The organism is Chitinophaga sp. SYP-B3965, from assembly GCF_009647655.1.
GTDB lineage: Bacteria > Bacteroidota > Bacteroidia > Chitinophagales > Chitinophagaceae > Chitinophaga.
Genome location: NZ_WJFD01000003.1, coordinates 218,515 through 234,899, shown reverse-complemented (window position 1 = coordinate 234,899; position 16,385 = coordinate 218,515). Strand labels below are relative to the sequence as shown.

Here is a 16,385-nt window from a genome sequence, read left to right as displayed (position 1 = left end):
TTATGGTTGGAGATGAATTGATACCACATTTGTTCAGAACGGAATACAGCAAAATAACAGCTGTATTGTGTAAGCTTTTTGGGTTTGAACATATTGAAATAGCAGAGGACATTGCCAGTGATACTTTCCTGTCTGCCTCAGAACTCTGGGGATTGAAAGGCCTGCCGGAAAACCCCGTGGCATGGCTTTACACCGTTGCAAAGAATAAAGCAAAGAACCACCTGAAACACGAGGCTGTTTTCAATAGCAAAGTGGCCACGCATCTGAACTATTCCACAGAAAGCATGGAGCTATTTGATATTGATCTATCCGACAGGAATATTAAGGATAGCCAGCTGCAAATGATGTTTGCCATCTGTCATCCCGCCATCCTGCCAGAAGCACAGATCGGGTTAGCTCTTCGCATACTTTGTGGTTTTGGTATCGGTGAAATTGCAGATGCCTTTTTAACGAATAAAGAAACGATCAACAAAAGATTACTGAGGGCAAAGGATAAATTAAGGGCTGAGAACATAAAAATTGAATTCCCCGGCAAAGTAGAAATAAACAAAAGGCTGGAAACCGTTCTGACAACACTTTACCTGCTTTTTAACGAAGGATATTATTCTGCCAGTAACAATAGCGCATTGCGTAAAGACCTTTGCTTTGAAGCGATGAGATTAACCCATTTGCTGCTGGAGAATGAAGAAACAAATAAACCTGTTGTGAATGCGTTGTTCGCACTCATGAGCTTTCAGTCATCCCGGTTTGAAGCCAGGATGGACCAGCAGGGAGAAGTTATTTTATACGATGACCAGGATACCAATCTATGGAATAAAGAGCTGATCACGCAAGGAGAAGCTTTTTTAAATATCGCAGCACAGGGGAATGAATTGACGAAATATCATTTAGAGGCGGGTATTGCTTATTGGCACACCATTAAAGAGGATACAAAAGAAAAATGGGAGAACATCCTGCAATATTATAATCACCTGCTGTTATTGGAGTATTCCCCCATAGCTGCGCTGAACAGAACATATGCTCTCTCCAAAGCAAACGGAAAGGCAGAGGCTATTATTGAAGCGGAAAAATTGCAGCTGGCTAATCTCCATGTGTATCACCTGCTTTTGGGTGAACTTTATACAGATGTAGACAATGATAAGGCAAAGGCTTGCCTGGAGCAGGCTTTGAGGCTTACAAACTCCACTGCGGATAAAAAGATCATAGTACAGAAGATCGGTAAATTGAAATAAGGAGTAAGGCCTAATGTATCGGGATGCATGGGAGGGTAGTCGGGGGGATGATCGGGGGGTAGTGGGAAGGTAGTGGGGAGATCCGTGGAGATGGTGTGGACTTAGTCCGGACTTACCGTGTACTTGAGGTGGACTTGGTCTGATGAGCTTTATGTTATGAAAATCGGTCTTTAGTTATGTTGATAATGATCAAATTATATGCCTGTTTCTTTATTTAACAAGGGCAATCCGAAAAGAATTGCCCTTGTTAATTTATTTCGATAATCTGTAGATCACTGCATCTGCGGGGTTGACAGTAATACTCATCTTCCCTTTCTGACTGACTGTTTTGCCGGAGAACAATTCCTTGCTTTTATATGGAAGATCCACTACAAATGTTGCCGGTTGATTGCTGTAATTCACAACAGCGAGGTAGGTGTACTTACCTCCTGTGGTCATAAACATATTAGAAGGCGTTTCTCCTGTATGATGATCGATCGGACGAAAGATGCCTTCCTGTTGTGCTACTTTCAGCAGATCAGGATTTTGCAGTAATTGTTGTGCAGCTGAAGAAGCGCTGCTATGTACAGAATAATCATCCCCTGTAATGAGCGTACCCGTAACAATTGCAGAGGTAAGTCTTGCTCTGTTAGCACCGGGGGTTTCATCTGCAAATACAACATGATCAGCATCTGCAAAATCATATACTTTATTCTGCCACCAGCCCAGGCTGGTACCATTGAGGGTATAAGCCGTTTCCTGGATACTTTTGTAAGCATCACAAGCTATGCGGCGCATGTGTACATATCTGCCCGTAGCCAGATTAGGTGAAATAGCAGCATACACCAGCATTTTTCCATCCAGCTGATCCACGAGGAACTCCATCCCTTTCCGGAAGGCCTGCAGGCCTGTATGCACAGCAGGATCAAAGAATGTATCAGCTTCAATGGCAGCATGCCCGATAAAATCTATTTTGATCATTTCAAACCCCGCGTCTTTAAACTGTTTGATGCGGTAGGTTATTCTTTCCTTTGTGGCAGGATGTGTTGGATCCATCGCACGGGCGCCATCGAAATCGTGGTATTCCCCTTTTGCTTTTGTCCATGTTTCCTGGTAAGTGTAGTTACTGCCCTCTACTTTTCTGGTAGCATGTTTTCCCCAGTCTACAAAGGGCGCCCAGTAGATGCCAGCTTTCAATCCCTTCTCTTTGCAATAGGTTACAAATGCAGCCAGTTCAGCCTGCGTCATATTATCCCAGTAAGAATCCAGGTCTATATAAAGCTGCCCATCTTTGCTGCGGAATGTTTTGCAGGAATCAGCAAAGAAATCAACCACCTTTTTGGCTTTGGCAAGTGATAGTTTTGCTTGTATGCTTCCCCAGCTATTCCATCCGAAAGGTTTAGCCGCCGTCCATTGATGTATGTAGTGGGGTTCTGCCAAACGGTTGGCACTGCCATACTGTTCCATGCCTGTACGCCAGTCTGTGGTTGCCAGCACCAGTATTTTGGGAGAGATACAGAGAGAATCTCCCTGGGTAACAATGCCATGTTTTATCCTGTCGCGTGTACCTGTGCTATCTGTCCATCCGGCAATAGCAGAGATATTATTCCCGGATACGCTGATCCCTGTTTTCCAGTTGTTATGTTCCACAGATCCGATGATCAGTCCGTTATTACGAACACTGTCATACAAAGCCGTTACTTCAGAGCTGGTAAAAGAAGGCTGCTGCAGATCCGCTACTTTGTATTTGACCCATGCATCATTATCAAAAGGAACAACCACTGCACTGGTGAAACCACTCCTTTTACCTGTTAAGGGACTCATATAACGGGAGCGTGCACCTTTCCCTTTAAGGATAAGCGCAGTATAAAAACCATCGGTTCCATTATATACATAAAATACATGCTGCCTTTGGGTACCGCTACTAATCACATACTGCTTGCCATTCTTAACAGGAGAAACAGCAAAGCTGCGAACAGCCTGTCCCGTATCAGGCCGTTGTTCCTCATCATAAAAAGCAAAAGCATCCTTAATCACTTCTTTCCCTTCCATCCATACGGAATAAGTACCGTTTTGCAGGTTATATACAATACGGCCGTTCTTCCCGAAAGGGATCGTTTTATGCTGTGCCTGTACAGTGAATGAGAGGCACATGGCAGCGATAACAGTAAACCACTTCATTTTATAAGCTTTGGATCTCTAATACCTTACTGGATAATTCTTTGTTCGAAGAAACAGATAAACCAACCTTCATTAAATAGTCCCCGGAATACTCAGTTGCCTGTGCCTCTTTTTCCAGGTTGATCTCTTTCACCTTATATCTCTTTTGCGGATCAAGCCCGCTTAAACGCACTTTCTGGAACTGTTCACCATAATGTGTATGAAGATTGTACGCGAACAATACTGCCTTTGTTTTGCTATTGTTCACATACATGAGCACAGCCCTTTGTTCTTCATAAGGAGATATCAGCCGATACATTTCCCCGTGCGAGATCACATTCTTTAGCCTGTTATAATTTTTGATGGCTTCCTGGCTAAAATGCCATTCTTCCTCTGTGAACTTGTTGACATCTATATCATACCCTAGCCGTCCCATCATAGCAACATCCGTTCTGAACTTCAGGGATTGTTTACCCCATGAGGTAACATGGCTGGAAATGGTGAAGGAGGGGAAGAAGTAAGAATACCCCCACTGCATAAATACCCGTTCCAGGCCATCCGTATTATCGCTGGGCCAGAATTCCGTAAAATAACGCAGCGCACCATAATCCACACGCCCACCGCCACCTGAGCAAAGCATCATGGGAAGATGCGGATATTTCACCCGCAACTTCTGCAGTATTTTATACAGGCTTTGTGTGTAAGCTATCGATAAAGAGGATTGTTGATCTTTCAGATAAGGAGACCATGCATTCGTCATCATGCGATTGCAATCCCATTTGATATAAGCGATGCCCGGATTTTTAGTCAGCAGTTTATCTACTATATCATATACAAAATCCTGCACCGCCGGATTTACTAGATCCAACACAAGCTGATTACGGAAATAATTTTCTTCACGGTTGGGTAATTTCAATACCCAATCCGGATGATCTTCATACAGTTTGCTTTTAGGGTTTACCATTTCAGGTTCCAGCCATATGCCAAACTTTACCTGGTTGGCAGTGGCTTCTTTTACCAGGTGGCCAATACCATGTGGCAGTTTGGCTTTATTTTCTTCCCAGTCACCCAGCCCTGCATGATCACTGTTGCGTGGATATTTATTGGCAAACCAGCCATCGTCCAGCAGGAAGAGGTCCGCACCCAGTTTGCGGGTATCTGCAAAAAGCGCCGTTAGTTTTTGTTCATTAAAATCAAAACCGGTGGATTCCCAGTTATTGAGCAATACCATCCTGGAACTATCTGCGTCCATTACTCCGTATTTACCTGCCCAGCTGTGAAAACTACGACTGGCAGTACCTTTTCCGGTGTTGGAATAGGTAAATATAAATGCCGGTGTAACAAAAGGTTTGCCGGCCGCCAGCGGATAATCTGCAGCATAATTATTCATACCTGCTATCATCCGGAGAGAATTCTGCTCATCCACTTCAAATGCAAAACGGAAATTACCAGACCAGGCCAGTGTGCCTGCCAGTACTTCTCCATTGTTTTCTCCTGCCGGCTGGTTTAAGGAAAGGAAGAAAAAGGGCGGTTGGTACATATGCGCCCGTGAACCCAGTTTGCTGTCCAGTATCTTGATCCCGCTGGTTAATTCAGTTTCCTGCATTTTCATTTCTTCGGCCCAGTCTCCATGGAATTGCGTGAGCCAATAATGTGGTGCATCAAAATGCAACATCGCAGAAGCGTAGTTGTGCAGTGTTACAGTTCCTTTCTCATTATGTATGATCTCCGTGTAACTGGAAAAAATATTCTCCCGGGAGTAAGCAGTGATAAACAGCTTTACTTCAATTGCGTACTGCGGATCTTTTAAAGTAATGATGGTAGTGCTGGTATTGGCATCTTCCTTTTTTGTTTGCACACTGGCAAATACCAGGTCCAAAGAAGGATTACCATCTTTATGCGTGACCCTGATAGCCGGTTCAAACAGGTCATTCATCCCTGCTCCCACAAATGCTTCATGCCTTCCTGCTTTTACTTCTGCAGGTGTTAGCAGCTTTTCTCCCAGGTAGCTTTGGTACAGCTTTCCTTTTTCATTTACCTGCAGCAACCATTGCAGGCGATCCGTTTCAATGGCGATCTGTTGCTGTGCAAACAACTGCACAGCCGGATAGAACATAGACAATACGATGATCAGTAGTTTCCTTTTCATTATTTTATTTTACTTAGGCCCAGGCGATGTCAATTACAATGATTTCCTTCTGATCAGGGTAGTGGGTATTACTTCCTGTATCTTTTCCCGGTTTAATACAAAATCTGCGGCTTTCTCTGCCATTAGTTTAAAGTCAGTGGAATAAGTGGTGATCCCGTTGCAGATGATCTCTTTCACTATATCATCATTGTGAGAAAGGAGCCCAACATCCTTTCCTGGTGTGAGGTTCTTTTCCACACAGTCTTTCAGGATGGCCCATAACTCCGTATTGTTGATCGTATAATACACCTTTCCTTTTGTTACGGTGCCAGGCTGATATGCTGTTTTGATCACTCCTTTGATCTTATTGTCTTTGACAAAACGTTTAAAAGCTTTCAGGATCTCAATAGGCGTATCCGTAGCCGGGCGGTAATAAAAGATCATTTCATCAAAACGGCGGATCGTTTCCGTTAAGGCGCTGAATACTTTATAAGACGATTCCCCGAATTCCTGTACAATGTAAGAGCATTCAGCGGCTAAGGGCTCGTACCGGTCTATCATCAGGAACTTGTCCATGGGAAGTACCTTCAGTATTTCTGCCGTTTTAGGATGGGGGATAGGCGCTACGACATACATGCCGTATCGCCCTTTAATACTGGAAACAATGGATTCGAATACCTCTATATTATTATGATGGAAGAAAACATCCAGCTGAATGTTCTCGCCGATATTTTCACGGAAGGTTTTATAGAACGTTTCCTGGAAGGTGTCAAAAGCAAAGAGCAATAACGCTACTTTCAGTTGCTGGCCGGTATCGTAGGTACTTACAAAAAATCCTTTCCTGTTCTGGGAAGTCACAATACCTCTTTCCACCAGCTCTTTATATCCTTTGGCAATTGTTTCCCTGGCAAACCCCAGCTCATTGATCAGCTTGTTCACAGAAGGCAAGGCATCACCCCTCGAAAGTAATTTGGCATTGATCGTATTAATGATCCCCTGAACGAATTGTTCATGTTTGGACATTCCAGGTATCCCTTCCAACTCATGTATCTGTTCATATATATCCTGCATGTCAATAACGTGTATTTCTCTATCTGTTCTGTACTATACTATTCTACTAAACTAGTGTCTTTTTTTAATTCCCACAACTTTTTTTTAAATATTAAATTTGTTCCCGGCGGTTAAGAAGCCTATTACGGAAACAAATATGATATACATGCGTAAAATACTTACTGTGGCACTCCTGTGTGCCAGCCTTTCTTCTTTCGGTAATATCCGACTGCCCAATATTCTCAGCAGCAACATGGTGTTACAGCAGCAAAGCAAAGTGAAATTATGGGGTGCTGCAGACCCTAATGAAAAGATTGCTATTACCACTTCATGGGATAACAAAGCCTATGAAGTTATAGCCACTAATAATGCGCGTTGGGAAATTTTGGTAGAAACACCCGCTGCCGGCGGACCTTTTACCATCACATTAAAAGGAAAGAACACCATCGTGCTGAATAACATCCTCATTGGTGAAGTATGGGTATGCTCCGGCCAGAGCAATATGGAAATGAATGGTATGGGCGTAGAGGGCATGAAAGAGGAACTGCCTGTATCCCGTAACCCCAATATCCGTTTTTTCCATATCCCTAAAACGACTTCTCTTCACCCACAGGATAACTGTGCCGGAGAATGGACTATCTGCGATAGCAGTACCTTGAAATCGTTTAGTGCTGTGGGTTACTTTTTCGGAAAGAGATTAAACAGCAATCTGAACATCCCCATCGGTTTAGTGAATGCCAGCTGGGGTGGCACCGCTGCGGAGATCTGGACGCCGGATAGTATCATCAATGCAGATCCCGTTTTAAAACAAGCCGCAACAAAGATCTCCATTCCCGGAGGCCGTCCTTATATACCAGGTTATGCATTTAACGGTATGATCGCTCCCATTACCAATTATGCTATTGCCGGTACTATCTGGTACCAGGGGGAGAATAACACAGGCACTGCAAAGACTTATGCCAAATTATTAGCTACAATGATAGATAGCTGGCGTACACTTTGGCAGAAAGATTTCCCTTTCTATTTAGTACAGATAGCGCCCTATAAATATGGAATTAAAAACAGCGGAGCCTTGTTGCGGGAAGCAGAAACACAAGTTGCCGATCATCATCCCAATACTGGCATGGTAGTGATCACGGACCTTGTTGCAGATACAAATAATGTGCATCCTACCAATAAGAAGGATGTAGGTTTGCGTTTAGCTAACCTGGCATTAGCAGAAACGTATCACAAAAATGGATTTGCTTATAAAAGCCCTGCATTCAAAAGTCTGAACATAAAAGGGAATAAAGCGATCGTAACATTGGATAGTGCAGTGCAGGTAAAAGGAAAGACAGCAACAGAATTTGTAATTGCAGGAGAAGACCAGGTATTTTATCCGGCAGACGTTTCGATCAAAAATAATACGCTGACCGTTTCCAGCAAAGAAGTAAAGACTCCTGTGGCAGTACGTTTCGGTTTCCGCAATACAGCGGTGGGGAATGTATTTAGTAAAGAAGGATTGCCACTTGCGCCGTTCCGAACAGACAGTTGGGAAGTAGAAATGAAATAATAAAAAAAGGTCTTCGTTTTACGAAGACCTTTTTTTGTGGGAGTTGACGGGGTCGAACCGCCGACCCTCTGCTTGTAAGGCAGATGCTCTGAACCAACTGAGCTAAACTCCCTTTCTCTCTATAAGAGGGTGCAAATATAGAGAGATTTTTATTTTAAAAAAATTTTGCTGCGTTTTTTTTGAACCTATTCTTCAGAATGTGCAGCTGCCGGAATAGCTTCCGCATCTCCTCCAAATAAAGTAGGATGGAATATCTCCAGCAACAGGTACAAGGACATATAACAAATGCCCACCCGCAGAGAGATCAATTCCAGCGAACCGAAAAGCAGTACGCACACAGATAGCAGATTGATCGTAAACAATACGTATACTGCCTTCCTTGAATTCCGCACCATTAAAAAATTGATCAGCCGGACGAACTGAAAAATGGCAACAGTTGCAACCAGTAAAGTGAACACCGGACTTTCTTTGTAATAAGAAACGCGCTGATACATGTTGTATCCCTGGTAAAGTCCATAGAGCGACATAATAACACCCACCACAATGATCCAGTTTGCCATTTTTGAATCACCTCTTTTTATATATGCTACAGCATTTTCAGTGGTGGTAGTATGAACGGCTTTCTGAGAACTGTAGATCAATACAGGGATCAGGTTTAAAAAAGGCAGGCAATGCAGGTAATACAGGAAGCCATTATGAAGATTGATCGTCAATGACCGGGCAACCATGATATTCCTTATCAGGTAACCGCTTAAGATTATGGTAAGCATAGGGCAGAGCAGGTAGAATATAAACACCAGGTAGGATGAAATTTGATCCTCACCCGCATAGCGGATATGTTCCCAGGCTTCCACCAGCTGGCCCATGCTTGTAGCACTTCCAATCAGGAACATAAAGAGTATGCCATAGAAAAAAACATATTCACCTTTTCCTATTACAAGGATCTTTGAATGAAATTTCTGGCGGAAGGAATCCACATCATTCAGGTAATTTTCTACAAAGTACAGGATGATATAATAAAAGCAGGGGAGCAGGAATTGATGGGTGCCGGAGATAAAATTACCGATGTAATTAAAAATGGGAAAAGGACTATCTGTCGCTGCGTTCAATACTATTTCAATAATAAAGTAAAGGCCATTCAAGGCACCGATGCCATAATTCCAGATAAACATCACGAGCAAGCCGGTTTTTATAAAGGACTTGTCCTTCAGCAGGATCCCTCTGATCAATAGCATGCCCCAGAAAGCAAGGAACGAGAATATCTGGTACCAGTGATTGAAGAAGCTGGCTCTGATCCCTAGTTCCAGCCGGTTGAAGGCCAGCATTACAAGAAAGTACCACAACGCAGCACCAATAATGAAGATCCCGAACCGTTTAAAATCTTTCCGGATCAGGAACTCCCAGCCAATGATCAGGCCGATAAAACCAGCTTTTAAGCATTGCCCCATCAGGTTAGAACTTGGGAATTGTTCTCTTAAGACAAAAAAGTAATACAACATCAACAGTCCCGGTACGGCACTGTATTTAAGCACTCTAAATTGGAGAGGTGACAGATAATTCATAGGTGTGGGTTTTTCCGGGCTAAAGATAGTATGATTTATTAAAATATATGCTAGAGTGATATTATCTTAACATATACCTCAATGATCCATCCTATATCACGGGTTCGATATGGGTTCGATACTCCTTCTCCCGGGCATAGGGTGAATATAGTACATAAAAAAAGGCCTTCGTAAAACGAAGACCTTTAGTGGGAGTTGACGGGGTCGAACCGCCGACCCTCTGCTTGTAAGGCAGATGCTCTGAACCAACTGAGCTAAACTCCCTTTTCCTTTATCGCCCAACGCTTTTTCGTTTGACGGGATTGCAAAGGTAAAAACTATTTTTATTCTGCCAAATATATTTTTAAAATTCTCTTATCTCAGCGCCCAGTCCACGATCTTGTTCTTCCATTCGTCCCGGAAAGGGGTGCTTACTTTGATATAATTATCCGTGAAGCCTTCCATGATCCCATCTTTTCCATGCTGCTCAAACAATACCTTCCGGGTTTGCCCGATATGCTGTTCCGTAAAATACTGCTGTTTTTTATGGCTGAGATTCCTCAATGCTTTATTTCTTTCATTCCGCAGATGAACCGGCACCACAGGTTTGATCTCCAGGGCATGGGTATTGGACCTTTCGGAATAAGTGAAAACGTGCAGGTAGGATACATCCAGCTCATGCAGGAAATCATAGGTTTCTTTAAAGTGAGCGTCACTTTCGCCCGGAAATCCTACGATCACATCCACGCCAATACTGCAATTGGGCATGAATTGTTTGATACAGGCCACTTTTTCAGCATATAATTCCCTGCGGTAGCGGCGGCGCATAGCTGCCAGGATATCATTACTGCCACTTTGGAGAGGAATATGGAAATGCGGCATGATCTTCTTGCTGCCCGCCACAAATTCTATAATATCATTGGTGAGCAGGTTCGGTTCGATGGAAGAAATGCGGTACCGTTCAATACCTTCCACATCATCCAATGCCTGGATCAGTTCGTAAAATGATTCTTCCCGTTTCTTGCCGCCTTCAAATCCTTTTCCAAAATCACCCAGGTTCACACCGGTGAGTACGATCTCTTTAACACCCGTAGCAGCAAGGGTTTGTGCATGCCCAATCACATTGGCCACACTATCACTTCTGCTGATGCCGCGTGCCATGGGAATGGTGCAGAAAGAGCAGTTGTAATCACAGCCATCCTGTACTTTCAGGAAAGTACGGGTACGGTCGTTTAAAGAATAAGAAGCATGGAAAGTGTGTACGTCTTCAATATCACAGGAGCAGATCTTTGCGCTGTCTCCTTTAGAGAGTTCACGGATGTGTTCTACAATATTGAATTTTTCAGCGGCGCCCAATACCAGGTCTACACCTGGAATTTCAGCTATTTCTTTTGGTTTTAGCTGCGCATAACACCCCGTGATCACTACAAAACTCTCAGGAGCGCGGCGTTGAATACGTCGCACTAACATGCGGCATTCTTTGTCTGCGTTATCCGTTACAGAGCAGGTATTGATCACGTACACGTCCGCTGTTTCGTCAAAATCCCTCTTTTCGAAACCGTCCTTTTCCAATAACCTGCTGATAGTAGAGGTTTCGGAAAAGTTCAGCTTACAGCCGAGTGTATGAAATGCTACTGATTTTACCGCTGTCATAAGGAGGGCAAAGGTACGACATTATCAGGATTCCAGCCATGCAGATATATGTATTATTTATTATGAATTCCAAAACGCTTTCGCTTGATCCTATTATTCTGTATCTTTCCGGTTTTATGCGTGTGCTATTGAAATGTTTGCAGGCTCTCTATAGCCTCTATGCCCTTATCGTTTGGCTGGGCATCATGTTCCTGATCCTGCCGCCCATTGTCCTGGTGTCTTTCCTGGGAAAAGTGAGGGGAGGAAACATCGTATTTTATTTTCTCCGTTTTTGGGCACATGTATGGTTTCCTGCCGTGGGCATTTTTGTGACCAAAAAATGGAAAGGCCCCAAAACAAACGATCCCTGCATTTACCTGGCTAACCATTCCTCTTACCTGGATGCTGCCCTGGCAGTAAAAGTGATGCCACTGGCATTTCGCCCGCTGGGTAAAAGTGAGTTGTCAAAGATCCCCCTGTTCGGACTGATCTACAGCAGATCAGTTGTTCCGGTAGATAGAAAAACAGCGCGCGGAAGGGCCCAGAGCATGAAAGATATGATGTACATGCTGCAACAGCGCGTGTCCTTACTGATATTTCCGGAAGGTACCACCAATGAAACAGATCAGCCTTTGCTGCCTTTTCACACCGGTGCTTTCAGAATAGCCATTGAAACGAAAACGCCTATACGCCCTGTATTATATGTTGATAATCGTGCGCGGCTGGACAAGATCAAATTCATGTCCCTGAAGCCCGGTCCCTGCCGTGTTGTATTCTTACCCGTTGTTCCCGTAGAAGGTTTAACGATGGAAGATGTACCCCAGCTGAAAAAACAGGTGAGGCAGATGATGGATGAAGAATTACGTAAATACCGCAGTTACCCGTCCCTCCAGACAATATGAAATATGTAGATGTCATATTACCCCTGGCTTTGCCAAGGAATTACACGTATGCCGTGCCCCCTGAGATGGAAACTTCTATCCAGGTAGGGAGTCGTGTTGCCGTGCAATTAGGTAAAGCAAAGAAATATACCGGCATCGTTAAATCCATTCATGAGCAGGCGCCTTCTGCTTATAAGACCAAACCGCTGATGGACCTGCTGGATAAAGATCCGGTGGTATATCCCACACAGATTGCCTTTTGGGAATGGATAGCACAGTATTACATGTGTAATGAAGGAGATGTGCTCAATGCCGCATTGCCTGCACACCTGAAACTTTCCAGTGAAACGGTTTTGCTTTTCAATGATGCATTTGGAGATGATTTCACCATGCTCAATGATCATGAATACCTGGTAGCAGAAGCGCTGAACATCCGCAAGGAGTTGCGCATCGGAGAGGTGCAAATGATCCTGGATAAACCAGATGTGTATGCAGTGATCAAGAAACTGATCGAAAAGCAGGTATGCCTGGTGTATGAAGAGTTAAAGGAAGTTTATAAAGAAAAGAAAGAAAACTATATACTGCTCAACCCGCATTACGAAAGTGATGAGCAAATGGCGCCGCTATTCGATGAACTGGCACGCGCACCCAAACAACTGGAATTATTGCTGGCTTACCTGCACCTGTTGAAAACACAGGGAGAAGTGATCCAAAGTGAATTACTGAAAAAGTCAGGAGCCTCCGCTGCACAGCTGAAAGGGCTTGTAGATAAACAGATCCTGCAGGTTGATAAACGTACCGTGGATCGTGTGCCCATGGGGAAGATGGAAGCCCAATTGGATTTTGATCTGAGCCCCGCACAGGAAATTGCATTGGCTAAAGTGAAGGAATGTTTTACAGAGAAACAGGTAACACTCCTGCATGGTGTTACTTCCAGCGGTAAAACACAGATCTATGTAAAGCTCATGGAAGATTGCCTGGCTGCAGGTAAACAGGTTTTATATCTTCTTCCTGAAATCGCCCTCACCGCACAGATCATCCGTCGTTTGAAAAAACATTTCGGCGGACAAATAGGCATTTATCATTCACGTTTTTCCAATAATGAAAGAGTAGAGATCTGGAATAAAGTGAAGAGCGGAGAGATCCGAATTGTATTAGGTGCAAGATCCAGTCTGTTATTGCCTTTCAGGGATATTGGACTTATCATCCTGGATGAAGAACATGATTCCTCTTTTAAACAACAGGAACCTGCCCCACGTTACCATGCCAGGGATGCCGCTATTTATTATGCCAGTCTGTTCAAAGCAAAAGTATTACTAGGTTCTGCCACACCGGCTATTGAATCTTATCATAATGCCAAACAAGGCAAGTACGGATTGGTAGAATTGAATGAACGTTTTGGTGGTATTGCCATGCCGGTAATAGAGATCGTTGATCTCAAAAAGGAAACTGCTTTGAAAGAAGTGGTAGGTAATTTCACGTCCGTATTACGGCAAAGTATCACACAAGCTTTACAGGATGGCAAACAGGTGATCCTCTTCCAGAACAGAAGAGGTTATGCGCCTTTCCTGTTATGCACTACCTGTGGCTGGATACCCAATTGCAAACAATGTGATGTATCACTCACGTATCATAAACACCAGGATAACCTGCATTGCCATTACTGTGGTACAAGGTATCCTTATGTGTATACCTGCGCTGCATGTGGTAGCCAGACTTTAGTGCCAAAGAATTTTGGTACAGAAAAAATTGAGGAGGACTTACAACTATTATTCCCCGAAGCACGTATTGCAAGGATGGATATGGATGCTATCCGCAGTAAGGATAGTCACAATAAAATGATCCAGCTGTTAGAGCAAAGAGAGATCGATATCCTGGTGGGTACACAGATGGTAGTAAAAGGATTGGACTTTGAGAACGTAAACCTGGTAGGTATCATCAGTGCAGACAGCTTATTAAGTTACCCTGATTTTCGTGTGAATGAAAGGGCCTTCCAGTTGATGGAGCAGGTGAGTGGCCGTTCCGGCCGAAAAGATGGTTTGGGTAAAGTGATCATCCAGGCCAACAATACGACACATCCGGTATTGCAGTATGTAATGACACATGATTATAAAGCGATGTTTGAAACGGAGATCGCAGAGCGGGAACAATTTGGCTATCCGCCATTTTCCCGTTTATTGAAAGTGACCATCAAACATAAGAAACAACAAACCACAGAACAGGCCGCATTGATCTTAGGGAACTGGTTAAGAGGCATGCTGGGCCATCAGCTGGTAGGGCCTGCAGCTCCTATGGTGAGTCGTGTACGTGGATTTTATTTGCAGGAAATGCTGATCAAATTACCGCGGGACAGCAAGAAGATCACACAAATTAAGAACAGGGTAAAAGAGTTCTTCTCTCAGTTACAAATAGAAAAACAGTTCCGCTCCGTAGTGATCATTCCGGATGTAGACTGCGTGTAACCCCTTCATGATGTGGGTGAACTATGTTTAGCCTCAATCCTCAAATCCTTCAATGATATGAACCCCCGGCTTTGGACTTTTATCCAGCGAGATCATTGTGCGCACCACAGTTGCTGCTTTCACAGGGCTATACTTCTTTGGTAAAAGAAAACGCATAACTGGTGCAAGCATGGCCGCAATCTGTTCTCCTATCCGTACTTCAGAACGGCTGCCTATTAAAAAAGAAGGGCGAAGGAAATACAGGGAGCTAAAGCCAATTTCGCGCAGTCCTGCTTCTGTTTCTCCTTTTGTACGCAGGTAGAAATTAGAGGAAGATGCCTTTGCGCCAACAGCGGATACCAGCAGGAATTGCGGAACCCCATTCTTGTGGGCTATGGCGGCACATTTCAAGGGGATTTCCTTGTCTACTGCCCGGAATGCAGCCTGGCTGCCGGCCTTTTTGATGGTAGTACCCACACAGCAGAATACCACGTCACCGGTGAGGGCTATGTTAAGGGCGTTTTCATCATCAAACCGTAATACCAGGTTTGTCAGTTTGGGGTGTTGGATCGCAAGAGGTTTGCGTACAAGGGCTTTCACGGAAGAATAGGCTTCATCCTGGAGTAAGGCCTGCACCAGCAAATTTCCGATAAGACCGGATCCTCCGATCACAATAGCTGTTTTTTGCATTTTATAGTTAACTATATTTGTTCCGTTATTAAAGATAGGATTTCTATGAGCGTTTCAGAAAATGTTTCACTCCGGCCATATAATACCTTCGGCATTGATGCATCGGCCCGTTATTTTGCCTCCTTCGATTCTCCCGAAGCCTTACAGGCCATCCTGGAAGATCCGAAATGGCAAACCGTTCCCAAAATGATCCTGGGTGGTGGCAGTAATATATTGCTCACAAAGGATTATGATGGATTGGTGCTGAAGAATGAGGTGAAAGGGATCAAAGTGATAAAGGAAGATAACGAGTTTGTATACGTTCAGGCAGGTGCTGGTGAAAACTGGCATCAGTTTGTGATGTATTGCATAGATAAGAACCTGGCAGGTTTGGAGAACCTTTCTTTAATCCCCGGGAATGTAGGCGCAAGTCCTATGCAGAATATTGGTGCATATGGTGTAGAAATTAAGGATGTATTTTATGAACTGGAAGCCTGGCATACTCGCGATCAAAAACTCGTAAAATTTAATAAAGAAGCCTGCGAATTCGGTTACCGGGAGAGTGTGTTCAAACGTAAATACAAAGACCAGTTCGTAATCCTGCAGGTAACTTACCGCCTGAGCAAAACTCCGCATTTCAATACCAGCTATGGCGCCATAGAACAGGAAATGGAACGGATGGGCGTGAAAGAATTATCTATTCGTGCTATCAGTGATGCCGTGATCAGTATCCGTTCTTCCAAACTCCCGAATCCTGCTGAAATAGGCAATGCCGGGAGTTTCTTCAAGAACCCTGAGATCAGCAAAGAGAAATACGAAGCACTGAAAGAAGCCTTCCCTGCTATTGTAGCATATCCTTTACCCCATGATCAGTATAAACTGGCCGCTGGCTGGCTCATAGAACAATCCGGCTGGAAAGGTTACCGGGATGGAGATGCGGGTGTACATGCAAAACAGGCGCTGGTATTGGTGAATTATGGCCAGGCAACAGGAGAGGAGTTGGTTGAGTTATCCTGGAAGGTGATTGAAAGTGTGAAAGAGAAATTCGGGGTTGTGCTGGAAAGAGAAGTGAATATTATTTAAATAAAAAAGGGGATGTCTGATTAAAGACATCCCCTTT

11 protein-coding genes and 2 tRNA genes are annotated in these 16,385 nt (G+C 43.9%); 5 read left to right on the top strand and 8 right to left on the bottom strand.

The window, feature by feature from the left end; all coding sequences use genetic code 11:
* The first annotated feature begins 29 nt into the window (after positions 1-29).
* Entirely contained in the window at positions 30-1,232 is a 1,203-nt protein-coding gene (locus tag GFS24_RS18700) for an RNA polymerase sigma factor (protein ID WP_253906526.1), read from the top strand.
* Between the two features lie 252 nt (positions 1,233-1,484).
* On the opposite strand, the gene GFS24_RS18695 is transcribed toward GFS24_RS18700, so the two are convergent.
* The 3 genes from GFS24_RS18695 to GFS24_RS18685 are packed head-to-tail and all read right to left on the bottom strand — an operon-like array spanning position 1,485 to position 6,570.
* Complete coding sequence (locus GFS24_RS18695; protein WP_153662006.1) at positions 1,485-3,392, bottom strand: alpha-galactosidase; 1,908 nt, start codon at positions 3,390-3,392, stop codon at positions 1,485-1,487.
* Position 3,393: 1 nt separating this feature from the next.
* The gene (locus GFS24_RS18690; protein WP_153662004.1) at positions 3,394-5,520 is read right to left on the bottom strand and encodes an alpha-galactosidase; all 2,127 of its coding nucleotides are present in this window, start codon (positions 5,518-5,520) and stop codon (positions 3,394-3,396) included.
* A 33-nt stretch (positions 5,521-5,553) separates the two neighbouring features.
* On the bottom strand, positions 5,554-6,570 hold the full coding sequence (locus GFS24_RS18685; protein WP_153662002.1) for a GntR family transcriptional regulator: 1,017 nt from the start codon (positions 6,568-6,570) through the stop codon (positions 5,554-5,556).
* Positions 6,571-6,715: 145 nt separating this feature from the next.
* Here GFS24_RS18685 and GFS24_RS18680 point away from each other — a divergent pair, with 145 nt between their 5' ends.
* Entirely contained in the window at positions 6,716-8,101 is a 1,386-nt protein-coding gene (locus tag GFS24_RS18680; protein WP_153662000.1) for a sialate O-acetylesterase, read from the top strand.
* A 37-nt stretch (positions 8,102-8,138) separates the two neighbouring features.
* Here the strand turns inward: GFS24_RS18680 and GFS24_RS18675 are convergent.
* From GFS24_RS18675 to mtaB, 4 genes are all read right to left on the bottom strand, one after another.
* A tRNA-Val gene (locus tag GFS24_RS18675) sits at positions 8,139-8,213 on the bottom strand.
* A 73-nt stretch (positions 8,214-8,286) separates the two neighbouring features.
* Positions 8,287-9,663, bottom strand: a complete 1,377-nt coding sequence (locus GFS24_RS18670; RefSeq protein ID WP_153661998.1) for a hypothetical protein — start codon at positions 9,661-9,663, stop codon at positions 8,287-8,289.
* Between the two features lie 189 nt (positions 9,664-9,852).
* A tRNA-Val gene (locus GFS24_RS18665) sits at positions 9,853-9,927 on the bottom strand.
* Between the two features lie 90 nt (positions 9,928-10,017).
* Positions 10,018-11,295 (bottom strand): tRNA (N(6)-L-threonylcarbamoyladenosine(37)-C(2))-methylthiotransferase MtaB, encoded by a 1,278-nt coding sequence (gene mtaB / locus GFS24_RS18660; protein ID WP_153661996.1) that lies wholly within the window; start codon positions 11,293-11,295, stop codon positions 10,018-10,020.
* 62 nt (positions 11,296-11,357) lie between these two features.
* Here mtaB and GFS24_RS18655 point away from each other — a divergent pair, with 62 nt between their 5' ends.
* On the top strand, positions 11,358-12,176 hold the full coding sequence (locus tag GFS24_RS18655; RefSeq protein WP_253906525.1) for a 1-acyl-sn-glycerol-3-phosphate acyltransferase: 819 nt from the start codon (positions 11,358-11,360) through the stop codon (positions 12,174-12,176).
* Positions 12,173-14,617 carry a primosomal protein N' gene (gene priA, locus GFS24_RS18650; RefSeq protein ID WP_153661994.1) on the top strand — a complete coding sequence of 815 codons (2,445 nt, stop codon included), beginning with the start codon at positions 12,173-12,175 and terminating at the stop codon, positions 14,615-14,617. The genes GFS24_RS18655 and priA overlap by 4 nt, the downstream gene beginning before the upstream one ends.
* Positions 14,618-14,650: 33 nt before the next feature.
* Here priA and GFS24_RS18645 read toward each other — a convergent pair whose 3' ends face one another.
* Positions 14,651-15,286, bottom strand: a complete 636-nt coding sequence (locus GFS24_RS18645; RefSeq protein WP_153661992.1) for an NAD(P)H-binding protein — start codon at positions 15,284-15,286, stop codon at positions 14,651-14,653.
* A gap of 45 nt (positions 15,287-15,331) precedes the next feature.
* Between GFS24_RS18645 and murB the strand changes: the two genes are divergently transcribed.
* Entirely contained in the window at positions 15,332-16,348 is a 1,017-nt protein-coding gene (gene murB, locus GFS24_RS18640) for a UDP-N-acetylmuramate dehydrogenase (RefSeq protein WP_153661990.1), read from the top strand.
* The last annotated feature ends 37 nt before the right edge of the window (positions 16,349-16,385 follow it).